At 66.7% G+C, this 17,163-nt stretch carries 13 protein-coding genes; 5 read left to right on the forward strand and 8 right to left on the reverse strand.

The window, feature by feature from the left end; all coding sequences use genetic code 11:
• Positions 1-232 precede the first annotated feature (232 nt).
• The 8 genes from C1A15_RS08210 to C1A15_RS08245 all read right to left on the reverse strand — a co-directional run bounded on the left by C1A15_RS08210 (position 233) and on the right by C1A15_RS08245 (position 11,928).
• Positions 233-1,162, reverse strand: a complete 930-nt coding sequence (locus tag C1A15_RS08210) for a SufB/SufD family protein (RefSeq protein ID WP_101722108.1) — start codon at positions 1,160-1,162, stop codon at positions 233-235.
• Positions 1,163-1,269: 107 nt separating this feature from the next.
• Positions 1,270-2,046, reverse strand: coding sequence for an ABC transporter ATP-binding protein (locus C1A15_RS08215; RefSeq protein ID WP_101722109.1), 777 nt, complete (start codon positions 2,044-2,046; stop codon positions 1,270-1,272).
• 383 nt (positions 2,047-2,429) lie between these two features.
• Entirely contained in the window at positions 2,430-5,426 is a 2,997-nt protein-coding gene (locus C1A15_RS08220) for an insulinase family protein (RefSeq protein ID WP_101722110.1), read from the reverse strand.
• Between the two features lie 472 nt (positions 5,427-5,898).
• The gene (locus C1A15_RS08225; protein ID WP_101722111.1) at positions 5,899-6,948 is read right to left on the reverse strand and encodes an ABC transporter ATP-binding protein; all 1,050 of its coding nucleotides are present in this window, start codon (positions 6,946-6,948) and stop codon (positions 5,899-5,901) included.
• On the reverse strand, positions 6,945-8,072 hold the full coding sequence (locus C1A15_RS08230) for an ABC transporter ATP-binding protein (protein ID WP_101722112.1): 1,128 nt from the start codon (positions 8,070-8,072) through the stop codon (positions 6,945-6,947). Before C1A15_RS08230 ends, C1A15_RS08225 begins: the two co-directional genes overlap by 4 nt.
• A 4-nt stretch (positions 8,073-8,076) precedes the next feature.
• Positions 8,077-9,009, reverse strand: coding sequence for a nickel transporter permease (gene nikC, locus C1A15_RS08235; protein ID WP_180953039.1), 933 nt, complete (start codon positions 9,007-9,009; stop codon positions 8,077-8,079).
• Between the two features lie 5 nt (positions 9,010-9,014).
• The gene (locus C1A15_RS08240; RefSeq protein ID WP_101722114.1) at positions 9,015-10,034 is read right to left on the reverse strand and encodes an ABC transporter permease; all 1,020 of its coding nucleotides are present in this window, start codon (positions 10,032-10,034) and stop codon (positions 9,015-9,017) included.
• Positions 10,035-10,293: 259 nt separating this feature from the next.
• Entirely contained in the window at positions 10,294-11,928 is a 1,635-nt protein-coding gene (locus C1A15_RS08245; RefSeq protein WP_101722115.1) for an ABC transporter substrate-binding protein, read from the reverse strand.
• Between the two features lie 609 nt (positions 11,929-12,537).
• Here C1A15_RS08245 and C1A15_RS08250 point away from each other — a divergent pair.
• From C1A15_RS08250 to C1A15_RS08270, 5 genes are all read left to right on the forward strand, one after another.
• Entirely contained in the window at positions 12,538-13,923 is a 1,386-nt protein-coding gene (locus tag C1A15_RS08250; protein WP_101722116.1) for a TrpB-like pyridoxal phosphate-dependent enzyme, read from the forward strand.
• A gap of 110 nt (positions 13,924-14,033) precedes the next feature.
• The gene (locus C1A15_RS08255) at positions 14,034-14,690 is read left to right on the forward strand and encodes an ABC transporter ATP-binding protein (RefSeq protein WP_180953040.1); all 657 of its coding nucleotides are present in this window, start codon (positions 14,034-14,036) and stop codon (positions 14,688-14,690) included.
• Positions 14,687-15,493 carry an ABC transporter permease gene (locus tag C1A15_RS08260; protein ID WP_101722118.1) on the forward strand — a complete coding sequence of 269 codons (807 nt, stop codon included), beginning with the start codon at positions 14,687-14,689 and terminating at the stop codon, positions 15,491-15,493. The genes C1A15_RS08255 and C1A15_RS08260 overlap by 4 nt, the downstream gene beginning before the upstream one ends.
• 26 nt (positions 15,494-15,519) lie before the next feature.
• Positions 15,520-15,867, forward strand: coding sequence for an SURF2 Surfeit locus protein 2 (locus C1A15_RS08265; RefSeq protein WP_101722119.1), 348 nt, complete (start codon positions 15,520-15,522; stop codon positions 15,865-15,867).
• Between the two features lie 33 nt (positions 15,868-15,900).
• Positions 15,901-17,040: a histone-lysine N-methyltransferase gene (locus C1A15_RS08270; RefSeq protein ID WP_101722120.1), complete on the forward strand. Its 1,140-nt coding sequence runs from the start codon at positions 15,901-15,903 to the stop codon at positions 17,038-17,040.
• Positions 17,041-17,163 lie beyond the last annotated feature (123 nt).

Consider the following 17,163-nt stretch of genomic DNA (forward strand, 5'->3'; position numbering starts at 1 on the left):
CTTGTTGGAAGCCCTGGCGCCCCGCAGCGACGTCCACGGCTTCGGCTGCCGGAAGAAAGCCCAGGTGGCCGTAAGCCGTTCGCAAGCCCATCGGCCGAGCGCTTTCCAATAGGGGAGATTGCTGCCCGGCGAGCCCGTACGGGACGCGAAACGGCCGTCGCATGCCCGGCGCCCGCCCAAAGAGAAAGGGCCTCGCGGCCCTTTCTCTCATCTCGCTCGTACCGAACCGGCGCTAGTTCAGGAAGTCCTCGAGGATCTCCTGCTCGGCTTCCTCCTCGGTCAGTCCCAGCGTCATGAGCTTCGTGATCTGGTCGCCGGCGATCTTGCCGATGGCGGCCTCGTGCACCAGAAGCGCGTCTTCGCTGGCCGCCTCGATGCCGGGGATGGCGGTCACCTTCGCCTTGCCCATGATGATGGCGTCGCACTGCACGTGCCCGCGGCACTGCGCCTCGCCGATTACCAGCGGGTTGAAGATCTGCTTGGAGTTGTCCTGCGCCACCGAGCGCGAGATCACCTGCACGCTGGAGTCGTCGCCCTTGAGCTCCACCTTCATGTTCGAGGTGGCCACCTGGTCGTCGTGCGTCAGCAGCTTCTCGGTCAGCACGAGCTTCGCGCCCGCGCCCAGCTCGGCGTTCGTGTCGCGCACGGTGGACGACACGCCGCGCAGCTGCGTGAGCTCCATCTCGCAGCTCGCGTTCTCCTCCATCACCACGTTCGTCACGGGGTTGAGGATGCGCTCGCCGGTGCCCGTGCCCTCGCCGTAGTGCTTCTCCACGTACTTCACGTGGCTGTTCTTGCCGCAGTAGAACGTGTGGATGCCGTCGTGCTCGGAGGCCTGGTGGCTCTCGTTGTGGATGCCGCAGCCGGCGATGATGGTCACGTCGCAGTCGTCTTCGATGTAGAACGTGTTGTACACGACGTCCTTGAGGCCCGCTTGCGTCACGATGACGGGGATGTACACCGTCTCGCCCTTCGTGCCGGCCTTGATGCGGATGTCGATGCCGGGGTTGTCCGTCTTCGTGGCGATCTCGATGTTCGCCGACGAATGGCGCTCGACGAGCTGCCCGTCCTTGCGGATGTTGAACGCGCCTTTCGGCATGCCGTGTATGTTCGCGATCTCGGCGAGCAGGCTCTCGTCGATGGGGGACAAATCAACTGCCATGGTCAATCTCCTTCATGGGGTCGTCGTCGCATCGCGCTCCTCGGTTGCATGCGAACGGATGTTTCACGTGAAACATCCGGCGCGGCGGGCGCGGTGCGGCCTCGGGGTTAGCAGGTGGTGGGGATCTCGGTGATGTGCAGCTCGGTGGGGGTGCTCAGCTGGCAGCCGGGGATGCCCTTCGCCACGAAGCCCAGCTTCGGCATGAGCTCGTCGGGCGTGCCCGTCTCGGCAACCTTGCCGTCGCGCAAAAGCACGATCTCGTCGGCCAGCTGGATGATGCGCTCCTGGTGCGAGATGATCACGATGGAGCGGCCGTCGCGCGCCTCGTGGATGTCGCGGAACGTCTCGGTGAGGCGGTCGAAGCTCCACAGGTCGATGCCGGCCTCGGGCTCGTCGTAGATGGCCAGCTTCGGGTCGCGCGCGAGGATCGTGGCGATCTCGATGCGCTTCACCTCGCCGCCGGACAGGTTCTTGTCCACCTCGCGCGTGAGGTAGCTCGCCGAGCACAGGCCCACCTTGGCCAGGTACTCGTTGCAGGCGAGCATCGGCAGCTTCTTGCCGGCCGCGATGTCGAGCAGCTTCTTCACCTTCATGCCTTTGAAGCGCGCGGGCTGCTGGAAGCCGTAGCCGATGCCCTTCTTGGCGCGCTCGGAAATGGAAAGGCCGGTGATGTCCTCGCCGTCGAACAGGATCTGGCCGCTCGTCGCGCGCTCGACGCCCATGATGAGCTTGGCCAGGGTCGACTTGCCGCCGCCGTTGGGGCCCGTGATGACCGTGAAGCGTCCGTCGGGGATGGTGAGGGACAAATCGTCGATGATGCGCTTCGTGTCCTTCGATCCGTCCGCGAGCGGCACCTCGAAGGTGAGGTTCTTCAGTTCCAGCATGATGCGCCTTCTCCGTCTCTTCTCGTCTAATTGATACTATATAACTATCATTAGTGCGGCGCTCAGTCAAGCGCGGCCGCGCGCTCGGCGGGAGGCGCGTCCGCCTCGGCCGTCAACGGCTGGGGCGTCCCCCGGTTCCACCCTCCGAGCACGCACTCGGTTCCAACCGCTTATTCTAGCTCAACCGTGCGCGGATGCGTCCCGAAAGTGCGCTTTCGTCCCGATCCCGCCCCGATCCGCGGCGAAAAGGGGGCGAACGAATGTTTCACGTGAAACAGCGCGATCCGTCTGGAGGGGAGGGCGAGCGCATGCACGGCCCCGAACGCGCCGCGGCCCCGGCGCAGGAGCGCTCGGGGCCGCGGCATCGACGGGAAGCGTCGGGCTTATTCGTTCAGCAGGTCCACCACGGTGAGGCCGGCGTCGGAGGATTCGATGATGTCGCGGTTGCCGAACACGCACACGGCGTTCAGCGCGACGGCTTTGGCGATGGGCTCGGCGAGCGCGCGCAGCGCAGGCGCGTCCGCGTCGATCATCTGGGCGCGCGTCTGCAGGCGGCTCTCGGGCGTGCGCCCCCCGAAGAAGTCGCCGTCCTGGCGCCGCACCAGGGCGCGCGCCTTGAGCGGCGTGTCGAATCCGGCCACGGTGCTCACCACGTAGCCCTCCATCGCGTCGGCGGCGGGGTCGAACGCGGCGAGCCACGCCGACGCCCCGGCGAAGCGGGCCAGCGTGTCGTCGAGGTGCGGGTCGCGGTAGGAGTAGAAGCGCAGGTTGCCGGTGCGCGCCGCCTGGAAGCCCGCGCCGTACGCGCCGCCCTTCACGCGCACCTCGTTCCACAGGTAGTCGTAGGACAGCGCGCGCGCCGCCACCTGCCAGGCGCCCGTGTAGCCCGCGTCGAAGGCGCGGCGGTCGAAGCCCTGCGCTGCGTAGCACACGTCGGTGGGCACGATGAACGCCTCGTTGAGCACGACGGGGTCGGGCGCGATGAGGCGCGCGCCGCCCTCGCGGTTGCGGCCGAGCGTCGCGCCCGCGGCCGCGAAGCGCGCGTAGTCGTCGTCGGAGCCGGTGAAGCTCAGCACCATGGCGTTGTCTGCGAACAGGCGCGAGGCGAGGTCGGCGAGGCGCGCGGAAACGTCTTCGGCGCGCTCGTCGAACGAGGCCAGCAGCTCTTTGAGGAAGCGGTAGAACCCGACGCCGCCCAGCTGCTCGCGCACCACGCCGGCGGGCAGGTAGTACGAGGCCAGATGCGCCATGGCGCTGGCATGGCCCGCGTTCGCGAAGCCCTGCTCCATGCCGATGCGGCGCTGCTGCAGCACGTCTTTGATCTTGCCCGTGTCGGAGAAGTCCGTCTCCAGCATGATCTCGCGCGGCAGCTCCGCCAGCTCCTGCACGTTCTCGGTCAGCGCGCTCGAGCTCACGACGAACTTCGGCGCGAGCGCGGAGGGGTCGGTCTCGTCCTCGTAGATCTCGGCGAAGAACGAGAGGTTGCCCAGCTTGCCGTTGATGAGGGTGTCCAGCTCGGAGGCCGTGTGGCGCGCGGTTCCCAGTTTGCCCAGCACGAGCCCCAGCACGGCCACGTAGGGCAGCTCGTCGAACGCCACGCTGTCGAGGTCGAAGTAGCGGTAGGCGTAGGCGATGCCGCGCGTGGGAACGTCGTGGCGCAGCGTAGGGACGTCCGCGCCGTCCACGAGGCCGTACGCGGGCTCCACGGGAGCTTCCCCGATGTCGGACACCGACAGGCGCGGCAGCGTGGCCAGCGCCTCGGGCGCGTCGGGCTCCTCCTGCAGGCGGCGCAGCGCCGCCTCCTCGTCGGCCACGCGCACGAAGTCCTCCGGTTCCATGGCGGCCTCGGCGGCGGCGAGGCGCGCTTCCTCGTAGGCGTCCTCGTCGCCGTCCACCGGGACGATCTCGACTTCGGCCATATGGTCGTTGTCCAGGAAAACCTCGCGGATGAGCTGCTCGAAGTAGCCCTCGTCGAGCGCCTTGCGCAGAAACGCGAAGTCGTCCTCGTACTTGAGGTAGGATGTGGCCTCTCCGTCATCGTAGAGCCAGCCGGCAAGCGCGCTCATGGACAGCGCCACCCCGTCGGCCATACCGAAGTCGCGCTCGCGCATGACGAACTCGGCGCGCGACAGCGAGGCCTCCACGAGCGTGCGGTCGAGCCCGCCGTCGGCCAAGCCGCGCAGCGTTTCCTCCACCTGCGCGCGGAAGCGCTCGGCGCCGCCTTCCTCGAGCCCGCGCAGCTGGATGACGGCGAAGGGCTGCAGCAACGAGTCGGCGAAGAACGCCAGCGCGTCGGCCGCCAGCCCCGCATCGAGCAGGGCGCGCTTGAGCGGCGCCTCGTTCGAGCCCGCGATGGCGTCGATGAGGATGTCCACGGCCACCATGCGCGTGCGCTCGCGGGCGTTGCCGATGACGTAGCCCAGCCCCGCGCACGCGTTCTCGGGCGCGGTCGCCATGTTCCTCTTCACGCCGAGCGCGCGCACGGGCGCCTGCTCGCGCAGCTCGTGGGGGCCGATCGGCGCGCCCTCCGCGCCGATGCCTGCCGCGGCCGCCTGCTCGTCGGCGACGGGGGACAGGTAGCGATCGTCGAGGAAGGCCAGCATGGCGTCCAGGTCGAGGTCGCCGTACAGCGTGAGGTAGCTGTTGTCCAGGCGGTAGTGGCGGCGGTGCTCTTCGAGGAACTGCTCGTAGGTGAGGTCGGGGATGGCGCGCGGGGTGCCGCCCGACTCGAAGCGGTAGGCCGTGTCGGGGAAGAGCGCCGCCTGCAGCTCGTCGTACAGCACCGAGTTCGGGTCGGACAGCGCGCCCTTCATCTCGTTGTACACCACGCCGTTCAGCACGAGGCGCGCCGATCCGTCCGCCGCCTCGGTTGCGGCCACGGCGTCGCCGACCACGGAGTCGCCCGCTTCGGCCTCCACGTCGCCGGCAAGCTCGTAGTGCCAGCCCTCCTGCTCGAAGATGGCGCGCTTCTTGTAGATGGCCGGATGCAGCACCGCGTCGAGGTACACGTCGGTGAGGTTGAGCAGGTCCTGGTCGTTCGTGCTGGCAACGGGGTACATGGTCTTGTCGGGGAACGTCATGGCGTTCAGGAACGTCTGCATCGAGCTTTTCAGCAGATCGACGAACGGCTCCTTGACGGGGAACTTGTCCGAGCCGCACAGCACCGAGTGCTCGAGGATGTGGAACACGCCCGTGTCGTCGGCGGGCGGCGTCTTGAACGCGATGGAGAACGCCTTGTTGCTGTCGTCGTTTTGCAGGTACAGCAGCTGCGCGCCGCTCTTGTCGTGGTCGAGCACGTAGGCCGTGCCGTCGATCTCGGGCAGATCTTCGCGCGTGCGCACGGTGAACCCGTGCAGCTGGGAACCGGGGGTCAGATCCATGTGATTCACGCCTTTCGTATGTGCAGGTCGCTTATGCTTTCCCCCATTGTCTCACAACGCCGCCGCCCGCACGCCCGTGCGCGGGCCGCATCACCTCATCCGCAAACTACCGTTGCCTCGCCGTTCCCGCTCGCCGCCTCGCTCTCGGCGCACCCTTCCGCGCGCTATTCCACCTCCTGCTATTCCCCTCGCTTCCGAGCATCCGTCGATGGCACAAATCGCACGATATGAACGATTTTGAGCCCCCTGTTCGTCTGCTTTTTGGAGAAAGCCCAGGTCGTGAATTTCCGACGCGCTCTAAAATCGTTCATATCGTGCGATTTGTGCCAAAGATGCAGCAGCGGACGCGCACGCGGCGAGGACGTCCGCCGAAGTTGCTCGCGCGCGGCGAAGACGGCCTCGACGAGCGAAGGCCCCTCGACGGGGGCCTTCGCTCGTTGCAGAAGCTATGGTGCTGTCAGCTGAGGTGCTTCTAGACGACAGCCGTTCCGGGGCCGCCTTCGTCGTAGCGGTGGCAGGCCACGCAATGGTCGGGCTTGACCTCCACGAGGTCGGGCATGATCTCGTCGCACCCGTCCACCTTCGCGAAGCAGCGGCTGGCGAAGCGGCAGCCCGGCGGCGGGTCGATGGGCGAGGGCACGTCGCCCTCGAGGATGATGCGGTCCTTCTTGGCGGCGGGGTCGACCGACGGGATGGCCGACAGCAGCGCCTGCGTGTACGGCGACAGCGGGTCGGCGTACAGCGCCTTCTTCGGGGCGATCTCCATCATCTTGCCCAGGTACATGACGCCCACGCGGTCGGACACGTGCTTCACCACGTTCAGGCCGTGCGCGATGAACAGGTACGTCAGGCCGAACTGCTCCTTGAGCTCGTCCAGCAGGTTCAGCACCTGCGCCTGGATCGACACGTCCAAGGCGGAAACCGGCTCGTCGCACACGATGAGCTTCGGGTTCACGGCCAGGGCGCGCGCGATGCCCACGCGCTGGCGCTGGCCGCCCGAGAACTCGTGGGGGTAGCGGTTGCGCATGTAGTTCGCCAGGCCCACGCGTTCCAGCAGCTCGTTCACGCGATCCTCGACCTGGTCCTTCGGCAGGATGTTGTTCGTGATGATGGGCTCGGCGATGATGTCGCCGATGCGCATGCGCGGGTTGAGCGACGCGTAGGGATCCTGGAAGATCAGCTGGATGTCCTTGCAGTACTGCTTGCGCTCGGCCGCTTTCATGGCCGTCAGCTCTTTGCCGTCGAAGAAGATCTTGCCGGACGTGGGCCTCAAAAGGTTCACGAGCATCTTGCCCACGGTGGTCTTGCCGCAGCCCGACTCGCCGACGAGGCCGAACGCCTCGCCCCTGCGGATCTGGAAGCTCACGTCGTCCACGGCCTGCACGTAGGAAGTCGCCTTCCCGAAGAAGTTCGTGTCGGCGGCGAAGCGCTTCGTGAGGTGCTGGACGTCGAGCAGGATATCCTGCTCGGGAGCGTCCGCTTGCGCGGACGCTCCCGCGTTGCTCGCGGTGTTCTCGCTCATCGGTTCGCCTCCTCTTCTGTCGCCTGCTCCTCGAGCTCCGCCTCGCGCAGCTCCTCGGCCGCCAGCAGCGCCTCGGCGGTTTCCATCTCGCGTGCCGCCTCGACGTCGGCCAGCGCCTCAGCCTCGCCCTGAGCGATGGCTGCGGCGCTCAGGGCGTCGCCGTCGGCGTTCTCGTACAGGAAGCAGCGCACCTTGTGGCCGTCGAGGTCCACCAGGTCCGGCACCTTCGTGCGGCAGATGTCCATACAGGAATCGCAGCGGTCCGAGAAGTGGCAGCCCGGCGGCATCTCCAACGGGTTCGGCACCATGCCCTTGATCATGTACAGGCGCTTCGTGTCGTCGTCCTCCAGGCGGGGGATGGACTTCAGCAGGCCCAAGGTGTAGGGGTGCATCGGATGATCGAACAGCGTGCGCACCTCGGCCTCCTCCACCACCTGGCCGCAGTACATGACCACCACGCGGTCGGCCGTCTCGGACACCACGCCCAGGTCGTGCGTGATCAGCAGCACGGCCATGCCGGTGTCGTCGCGCAGGCGGCGCAGCAGATCGAGGATCTGCGCCTGGATGGTCACGTCGAGGGCCGTGGTGGGCTCGTCGGCGATGAGCAGCTTCGGGTTGCAGGCCAGCGCCATGGCGATCATCACGCGCTGGCGCATGCCGCCCGACATCTGGTGCGGGTAGTCGTTGATGCGTGCCTCGGGGCTGGGGATGCCCACCTTGCGCAGCAGATCGACGGCGCGGGCCTTCGCCTCGGCCTTCGACACCTTCTCGTGGGTGCGGATGGCCTCGACGATCTGGTTGCCCACCCTATACACCGGGTTGAGCGACGTCATGGGCTCCTGGAAGATCATCGCCATGTCGTTGCCGCGCAGCTCGCGGTACTGCTTCTCGGACAGGGTGGCGAGGTCCTTGCCCTCGAACTCCATGGAGCCGCCGGCCACGTGGCCCGGTTCGGCCAGGAGGCCCATCACCGACAGGCTGGTGACGGACTTGCCGGAACCCGACTCGCCCACGATGGCCAGGATCTCGCCTGCGTCCACGTCGAAGCTCACGTCTTCGACGGCGCGGACGATGCCCTTCTTGACGGGGAACTCCGTGGAGAGGTTCTTCACCGAAAGAAGCACGGGATCACCTCTTCCTTGCTTTGGGGTCGAGACCGTCGCGCACGCCGTCACCCAGCAGGTTGAACGCGAGCACGGTCAGCGTGATGGCCAGGCCGGGGAAGATCATGAGCCACGGGGCGCGGAACAGCTCGTTGCGGCCGCGGCCGAGCATGTCGCCCCACTCGGCGGCAGGCGGCTGGACGCCGAGGCCCAAGAAGCCGAGGGCGGCCGCGTCGAGGATGGCCGTGGAGATGCCGAGCGTCGCGCGGACGATGATGGACGGCAGCACGTTGGGAAGCACGTGCTTGAACACGATCTTGAAGTTCGAGTCGCCGATGACGCGCGCGGCGGCCACGTAGTCGTTCTCCTTGATGGAGAGGATCTCCGAGCGTACGATGCGCGCGTACTCGGGGATGGCCACGAGGCCGATGGCCACGACGGCCTTCTCGATGCCGGGCCCGAGCGCCGCCATGATGGCGATGGCCAGCAGGATGGAGGGGATGGCCAGCATCATGTCCATGACGCGCATGATGACAGTGTCCCACTTGCCGCCCTTGTAGCCGGCGATGGAGCCGAGGATCACGCCCACGGTGAGCGAGATGGCCACGGCGGCCAAGCCCACGGTCAGCGTGATCTGGGTGCCCACGAGCACGCGGCAGAAGATGTCGCGGCCCTGGATGTCGGTGCCGAACCAGTGCTGCGCCGACGGGGCGAGCAGCGATTCGCTGAGGTTCTGCGCGTACGGGTCGTAGGGCAGGATGCCGGGCGCCACCTTCGTCACGATGGCGATGGTGGCGAGGATGAGGATGAAGATGCCGCTGACGAGCGATGCCTTGTTGGACACGATGCCCGCGAACACGTCCTTCCAGATGCTCTCGTGCTTCTCCTTGGCCGGCTGGCCGTTCAGCAGGGTTGCCTCGCCGGCCGGCTCGGTAGCGAGCGCTTTGTTCTTCGCCATGCGGATCACCCCTCTTCCTTCGCGCCGTACTTGATGCGGGGGTCAAGGTAGGCGTAGACGATGTCGACGACGAGGTTCATGATGACGAAGATGACCGCCACCAACAGCACGATGCCCTGGACGACGGGGAAGTCGCTCTTCAGCACGCAGTCGACGGCGAACTTGCCGATGCCCGGCCACGCGAACACCGTCTCGGTGAGCAGCGCGCCGCCCAGGAGGCTGCCGAACTGCAGGCCGATGACCGTGGACACGGGCAGCATGGCGTTGCGCAGCGCGTGCTTGATGTTCACGGAGCCCTTGGACAGGCCCTTGGCGCGCGCGGTGCGGATGTAGTCGGCGTTGAGCGTCTCGAGCATGCTCGAGCGCGTCATGCGCGTGATGATGGCCATCGAGTACAGCGACAGCGCCAACGTGGGAAGGATGAGGTGGACGAGCACGTCGCCGAGCGCCACCCAGTTACCCTGCACGATGGTGTCGATGATGAAGAATCCGGTTCCTCCCGACGGTTGGAGCAGAGGCGATATCCGGCCGCTCGACGGCAGCCAGTGCAGGATGCCCGAGAACAGCAGGATGAGCAGGATGCCCGACCAAAAGATCGGCATCGACACGCCGATGAGCGCGACGAACATGCTTATGTTGTCCGCAGCCTTGTTCTTCTTGACGGCGGCCAGCACGCCCAACGCCACGCCCACGATGGACGCCACGATGATGGCACAGATGGCAAGCTCGGCGGTGGCGGGGAAGCGCGCCGCGATCTCGGCCGTGACCGGCTGGTGGGTGTAGTACGAGGTGCCCAGGTTGCCCTGGACGGCGCCGACGATGAAGTTGACGTACTGAAGCCAGATGGGATTGTCCAACCCGTTGTCGGCGCGCCATTGCACCATCGCCTCGGCCGTTGCGTGCTCGCCCAGAACCACCGGAGCCGGGTCCGGGGCCAACACGCGGGTGATGAGGAAGATGATGACGGTCACACCCAGCAAAACGGGAATCACCATGAGGATTCGTTTGAGGATGTATTTGAGCAACTGCTGCTCCTTTCTTAGCTGGACCCGTCCAAGAGGCCGTCTTTACCGCTTGAACAGGAATGAAGCCGGAGGCGATGCCTTCGGCTTCGAGCGCGCGCCAAAACTCGTCTCTGCGCGCAGTCATCGGATCGAAAAAGATCGCATGACAGTGTAGCGCACTTGCTATCGTTTAGCGGCAAGAATGCAACGCCAAACGGTAATGGAACCAAAAAACGGGGCCGTTCGAGATGAACGGCCCCGTCCGAACCCGGTGGGAGCCTTACGCCTCCTTGGACACGCCCTTGAAGAAGGCGACGCCCGTCGGATGGTAGTAGAAGTCCTTGACCTTCGGGTTGATGCCGAGCAGGTTCTTGGAGTGGGAGATGAGCACCCACGGCTGCTTCTCGGCGACCATTTCCTCGCACTTGAGGTAGATGGCGTCGCGCTCGTCGCCATCAGGCGTGGTCAGACCCTCGGCGATGAGCTTCTTGTACTCCTCGTCCTGGAAGTGGGCCACGTTCATGGACCAGTTCGTGTCGGCCAGGAGGTTCATGAAGTTGTCCGGGTCGCCGTTGTCGCCCGTCCAGCCATAGAAGCAGATGTCGTAGGGATCGGTCTGCACCTTGGTCTTGTAGGTGGTCCAGTCGTACTCGGTGATGCTCACGTCCACGCCCACCTCGGACAGGTAGCCCTGGATCATGTTGGCCAGCTGGCTGCCGCCCTTCTGGTTGTAGGGGCGCGCGGTGGTGTAGGTGATGCACTGCAGCGAGGTGATGCCCTTTTCCTGCAGCGTCTTCTTGGCGGCCTCGGGGTCGTACGCCGTCTGCTTGACGTCCTTGGTGTAGGGCGCCATCCAGGTGGGCATGACCGAGTTCGCCACGGTGGCGTAGTCGCCGAAGATGGCCTGCACCATTTCCTCGACGTTGATGGCCTGGGCGACGGCCTTGCGCACTTCTTGGTCGGTGCACTGGCCGGTCTCGGTGTTGAACGCCATGTAGTTGATGGTCATGCCGTCTTCGGAGAACAGCTCGAAGCCGTTGCTGGTCACCTGGTCGGCCGACGAGGGGTCGACGCTCGAGATGATGTCGCACTCGCCGTTCATGAGCGAGGTCAGGCGCGTGTTGCCCTCGGCGATGATCTTGAACACGAGGTTCTTGACCTTGGGAGCGTCGCCCCAGTACTCGTCGTTGGCGACGAGCGTGACCGAGGCGCCCTTCGTCCAGTCGACGTACTTGAAGGGGCCGGTGCCGCTGGGCTTGTCGATGGGCTGGCCGGGGGTCGCCGCATCGGCGGCCGTGGGCGAGACGATGGGGGACGCCAGCGCCATGGCCAGGTTCTTCACGAACGGGGCGGATGCCGCGCGCATGGTGATCTTGACGGTGGTCGGATCGACGGCCTCGACGCTCTCCACGCCGTTGCCCGCTTCCTTCTCGCCGAACACGAACGACGCGTAGGGCATGTCGGAGTTGCGGTTGGGCTCGAGCTGGCGCTCGATGGACTTCTTCACGGCCTCGGCGTTGAACTCGGCGCCGTCGTGGAACTTGATGCCCTCGCGCAGCTTGATGGTGTACACCAGGCCGTCGTCGGAGATCTCGGGCAGGTCGGTGGCCAGGCACGGGGCGACCTTCGCGTCCTTCGCGCCGTACTGGTACAGGCCTTCGTAGATGTTGCAGGCGACGACCGCGGACTCGCCGTCGTCGAAGTACGCCGGGTCGAGCGCGCGCGGATCGGCGGTCAGGCTGTACGTGATGGCATCGGCCGCGCCGCCGCCCGCCGTGTCGCCGCCGGTTGCGGCCGGCGTGCTCGTGTCGCCGCCGCCACTGCAGCCCGCCATGCTGACCAGGCCGAAGCCTGCAGCAGACACGCCGAGCAGCTCGACGAACTGGCGCCTGCTGAATGTGCTCTTGCTTTCCATAGGTCGGTCTCCTTCCCTCGCACCCCGCCTTGTGCGGGGCCCTCCAGCGAGTCATGCGACTTTGCTGACGCTTTTGCGCATCGTTGCGGTACTAAGCGTATCAGCATACTTTAGTGCAATAAAGCACGTCGTGACGAAAATTTAACATTCGAGCGTTGGTTTCCTTCCGCGAGCGCGCCCGAATGGCCCCTGAAAGGTAGGTTCCGCCGAGGGAGGCCCGGCCCTGCGCAGCCGTTTTCGCTGCGTCGACGGCCGTTTTCGCCGTGAAAGGACGGCGAAAACGCCGAAAAAAGGGCTTTGCATCCGACGGAGGGAAGGGCTATACTGGCGGGCGTACCCGGAAACCCGAGCGTGAAAGGCTCCCTTTGCGAACTGCCGCCAACATCGTTCTCGTCGACAACGTCCTCGCGACGCCGTCCGTCGGCGCATGGTGGTGGAACAGAACGCATTAATCCCGGGTCCCCTGGCTTCTGTCCACGCATACATACTTATCAGAAGAGCCCTCGGAGATCCGGGGGCTCTTTTCGTGCGTGCCGTGCGTGCGCGAGGCCGATCACGATGATCCGCGGCGGGAAGCCGCGGAACCGACTGCAAGGAAAGGAAACGACCATGACCGAACAAGCACCGCATCGTCTGTACCTGCGCGAAGACCAGATCCCGACGCAGTGGTACAACCTGCGGGCCGACATGCCGGAGAAGCCGGAGCCCATCCGGCTGCCGAACGGCCAGGTCGCGCGACCTGAGGATCTGGCACCCGTGTTCTGCGACGAGCTCGTGCGCCAGGAGCTCGACGACGACACGGCCTACGTCGACATCCCCGAGCCCGTGCTGGAGATGTACCGCATCTACCGTCCGTCGCCCTTGTGCCGCGCGTACAACCTGGAGAAGGCCCTCGGCACGCCCGCGAAGATCTACTACAAGTTCGAGGGCAACAACACGTCCGGCTCGCACAAGCTGAACTCGGCCATCGCCCAGGCGTACTACGCGAAGGCCCAGGACTTGAGCGGCATCACCACCGAGACGGGCGCGGGCCAGTGGGGCACGGCGCTGGCCGAGGCGTCGGCGCACTTCGGGCTCAACCTCGACGTGTTCATGGTGAAGTGCTCCTACGAGCAGAAGCCGTTCCGCCGCAACATCATGGAGACGTTCGACGCGCACGTGACGCCCTCGCCGTCCGACACCACCGAGATCGGCCGCAAGATGCTCAGCCAGCACCCCGACTCCACGGGCTCGCTGGGCACGGCCATCTCCGAGGCGGTGGAGCGCGCGCTCAACATCCCCGGGAACAAGGGCCGCTACACGCTGGGCTCGGTGCTCAACCAGGTGGTGCTGCACCAGTCGGTCATCGGCATGGAGAGCTACGCCGCCTTCGAGGAGCTGGGGGAGTACCCCGACGTCGTCATCGGATGCGCGGGCGGCGGCTCGAACCTCGGCGGCCTCATCGCGCCGTTCATGCGCGACAAGATCAAAGGCGACCGTCCCGACACGCGCTTCATCGCCGTCGAGCCGGCCAGCTGCCCCTCGCTCACGCGCGGGCGCTACGCCTACGACTTCGCCGATACGGGCCGCACCTGCCCGCTCGCGAAGATGTACACGCTGGGCAACGGCTTCCTTCCCAGCCCCGACCACGCCGGCGGCCTGCGCTACCACGGCATGAGCCCCATCGTGTCGAAGCTCAAGCACGACGGCTACATGGACGCCGTGGCCGTGAAGCAGACGGACGTGTTCGCGGCGGCCGTGGAGTTCGCGCGCCTCGAGACCATCCTGCCGGCGCCCGAGAGCGCCCACGCCATCTTCCAGGCCATGGAGGAGGCCAAGCGCTGCGCCGAGACGGGAGAGGAGAAGACGATCCTGTTCGGCCTCACGGGCACGGGCTACTTCGACATGAAGGCCTACGACGCCTACAACCGCGGCGAGATGAGCGACCATATCCCCACCGACGAGGAGCTCGAGGCGGGCTTCGCCAGCATCCCGCACATCGAGGGCGTGCAGTAGCGGGCGCGCCCCCGCGCGCATCGGGCCCGTCCGGCCCCCGCCGCCTGGCTGCGGCGGGGGCCTCGTGCTACCATGGCCCCATGAGCCTTTTCCGCGCAGAGCATATCAGCGTGTCCTACCGTCGCGGCGGCGAAGCCGTGCCGCTCGTGCTCGACGCGTCGTTCGCGCTCGAGGCGGGATGCGTGTACGACCTCACGGGGCCGTCCGGCTCGGGCAAGTCGACGCTGCTGCGCACATGCGCCCTCATGCTGGCGCGCGATGGGGGCGAGCTCTTCCTGGACGATCGCCCCTCGTCGGCGTTCAAGCCGGTCGAGTGGCGCAGGCGGGTGTGCCTCGTGCCGCAGCGGAGCACGCTCGTGGTCGGCACGGTTCGCGACAACCTCGTGCTGCCGTGGAAGCTCAAGGCGAACGCGGGGTCCGCGCCGCCCGGCGACGACGAGCTGGAGCGCCTGCTCGAGGCGGTCGAGCTCGACGACGTGGGCCTCTCCCGCGACGCCTCGCAGCTTTCCGGCGGCCAGGCCGCGCGCGTGGCGTTGCTGCGCGCGTTCGCCACGCGTCCCCGCGTGCTGCTGCTCGACGAGGTGGACGCCGCGCTCGACGACGGCTCCGCGTTGGCGGTGGGCCTGCTCACGCGCCGTCTCGCAGACGAGCGCACGACCTGCCTGCGCATCCGCCACCGCGCTTCGGACGGCTTCGCTTCGGGCGTGTTCGCGCTCGACGGCGGGACGCTGTCGTACTCCGCGGCAGGGAAGGGGGCGCGTCCGTGAGCGAGGGCGTGGTGGACATCGGCTACCTGGAGCTGTTTGCGGCGAGCGCCCTCATGCTGGTGGCGGGCCTCGTGTCGTGGAAGCTCGAGCTGGGGCAGACCAGGCGCATCGCGGTTTCGTCGGTGCGCTGCTTCGTGCAGCTTCTGGCGGCGGGGTTTTTGCTGGGGTACTTGTTCGAGTACCAGACGTGGCAGCTCGTGCTGGTCGTGCTGGCGGTCATGGTGGCCGCTGCGACGCAGATCGCCACGTCGCGCGTGAAGAGCCGCATCCCCGGGCTCGCGCCCGCCGTGTTCGCGTCGCTTTTCGTGTCGTCAACCGCCATCGGGTTCATCGTGGTGGAGGGCGTCGTGCATGCCGAGCCTTGGTACAACGCGCGGCAGCTCGTGCCCATCGTGGGGATGATCATGGGAAACGCCATGGCGTCCGTGGCCGTGGCCATCGACCGGCTGTTCTCGGACATGGATGCGCGCGAGCCCGAGATGTTCTCGCTCATCGCCCTGGGCGCGACGCCGGGCGAGGCGGCCGCCCCCTCGCTCAGGGCCGCCATCGGCGCGGGCATGACGCCCGTGCTCGCCAACATGTCGGCCGCCGGCATCGTCACGTTTCCCGGCATGATGACCGGCCAGCTGCTCGCGGGGGCCGACCCGTTGGCTGCGGCCAAGTACCAGATCGTGGTCATGCTCATGCTGTCGGCCGCCAACACCATCGCCATCGTCATGGCCTGCTACCTCACGTACCGCAAGCGCTTCGCCCCCGATGGATATTATTTGGACAGGGGAATCCGCGAAGATTATCATCTATAATCGCATTGACGTGAAAGGATGATCCCGTGGCTGCAGGCGAACCCAAGTTTTCCCATATAACCGTGACGCCCGACGACGAGGACGACGTCGTCATCCAGGCGGGCGCGCGCCCCGCGCGAGCCGCCGCACCGGCTGCCGAGGAGGCTTTTGCCCCGGCGGCCCGGACCGTCGACGACGAGGCCGTCGAGCAGGCCGTCGAGGATGCTGCCGCGCCCGAGCCGGCTGACGAGGATTCCGCCGAAGACGCGGGCTTCCAGGAGACGACCCTGGACGATCTCGAGTCCGCTCCCATGCCCGTCGCCCAGAAGATCGTGATCGCCCTCGGCGTGGTGGGCGTGATCGCCGTCGTCGCGTGGTACCTGTTCTTGCGCTAGCACCTCCGTTCCACCTGTCAGGAAGGCTCAACGATGCCCAAACATGCTCCCAACGTACCCAAAGGCACCCCCGCCGACCGCTCCGACGAGCGCATCGGCCTCACCGAGGCGTTCTCCCCGGTGGGAAACGGGTCGGAAGCGCCCGCTGACGGATCCGACGAGCGCATCGGCTTGACCGAGGCGTTCTCCCCGGTGGCCGACGGCGCGCACGCGGGCGGCTTCAGCTACCGCGGCGACAACGAGGACGAGTACCCCGACGCCATCGAGGCCCTCGAGCCGGTGGACGCGCCGCCGTTGCTGTTCGGCGACGAGACGCTGCCGGTCGAGCCCGAGGAGCCCCAGGGCCGCCACGGCAAGAAGCGGAAGGAAAAGAAGCAGAAGCAGCAGATCCCCGCCTACCAGCGCAAGTCGCGCCGCATGCGCCGCGTGCTCATCGCCATCGTCGTGCTGCTGATCGCGCTGATCGGCGCGCTGGGCTACTTCGCGTGGCAGTGGTTCGAGGAAAGCCAGCTGATCGCTTCGCAGCAGACCCAGGAGCAGCAGAGCTCCCAAGAGGTAGGATCCATGCAGAAGGACGAGACGAAGGACGCCGCCACCGTCACCGCCAAGAAGACCGACGTGCCCGATCTGGCCGCCGTGCTCGGCATGACGAAGGACGACGCCATCACGGCGCTCAAGCACGGCGCGACCGAGACCGCCTCGAAGGAAGTGAACGAGGAGGGCAATCCCGTCAAGACGAACGTGACGGTGGCCCTCACCGACGAGCCGGCCGACACGCGCTCCGGCACGCCGACGGTGTACCTCGGCCTCGATGAGGACGGCGCGGTCGTGCAGGCCGGTTATTCCGCCGCCACCGCCTCGCTCGGCTACGGTTCGCTCAGCTTCGTCGACGCGGTGAAGAACGAGCACCTCATCGAGAAGACGCTGCAGGAAGCCGGCGTCGACGTGCCCGAGGGCTCCGCGGAGCTGCCCGCCGACAAGACCGCGTACTCCGAGTACGCGAGCGACGGCACGACGCTCGTCAAGGAGTCGTACTCGTTCTCCGGAACGGTCGAGATGGACGGCGCCGCGCACGAGTGGTCGGCGGTGCTGCTGTACAACTACTCGACCGCGAACACGTCCGGCAACCTCGCCGACACCATCCGCATCGTCTACGTCTACATCAACGCGTAACAGGGTTCCGCCGGCCTGACGGCCGGCGGAACGCGCCGATGCTGCGGGCGGCCGTGGCACCCGATCTCGCGGCGAGGCCGAGGGCTCGCGTACCGAAGTACGCTTCGCCCTCGGCCTTCCCAC

The sequence above is a fragment of the Eggerthella timonensis genome, from assembly GCF_900184265.1.
Taxonomy (GTDB): domain Bacteria; phylum Actinomycetota; class Coriobacteriia; order Coriobacteriales; family Eggerthellaceae; genus Eggerthella; species Eggerthella timonensis.

What these genes read in the sequence shown, in the direction of transcription:
- C1A15_RS08210 (WP_101722108.1), bottom strand. Translation starts at nt 1,162, where the DNA reads ATGGCAGTTGATTTGTCCCCCATCGACGAGAGCCTGCTCGCCGAGATC.
- C1A15_RS08215 (WP_101722109.1), bottom strand. Translation starts at nt 2,046, where the DNA reads ATGCTGGAACTGAAGAACCTCACCTTCGAGGTGCCGCTCGCGGACGGA.
- C1A15_RS08220 (WP_101722110.1), bottom strand. Translation starts at nt 5,426, where the DNA reads ATGGATCTGACCCCCGGTTCCCAGCTGCACGGGTTCACCGTGCGCACG.
- C1A15_RS08225 (WP_101722111.1), bottom strand. Translation starts at nt 6,948, where the DNA reads ATGAGCGAGAACACCGCGAGCAACGCGGGAGCGTCCGCGCAAGCGGAC.
- nikC (WP_180953039.1), bottom strand. Translation starts at nt 9,009, where the DNA reads ATGGCGAAGAACAAAGCGCTCGCTACCGAGCCGGCCGGCGAGGCAACC.
- C1A15_RS08245 (WP_101722115.1), bottom strand. Translation starts at nt 11,928, where the DNA reads ATGGAAAGCAAGAGCACATTCAGCAGGCGCCAGTTCGTCGAGCTGCTC.
- C1A15_RS08250 (WP_101722116.1), top strand. Translation starts at nt 12,538, where the DNA reads ATGACCGAACAAGCACCGCATCGTCTGTACCTGCGCGAAGACCAGATC.
- C1A15_RS08270 (WP_101722120.1), top strand. Translation starts at nt 15,901, where the DNA reads ATGCCCAAACATGCTCCCAACGTACCCAAAGGCACCCCCGCCGACCGC.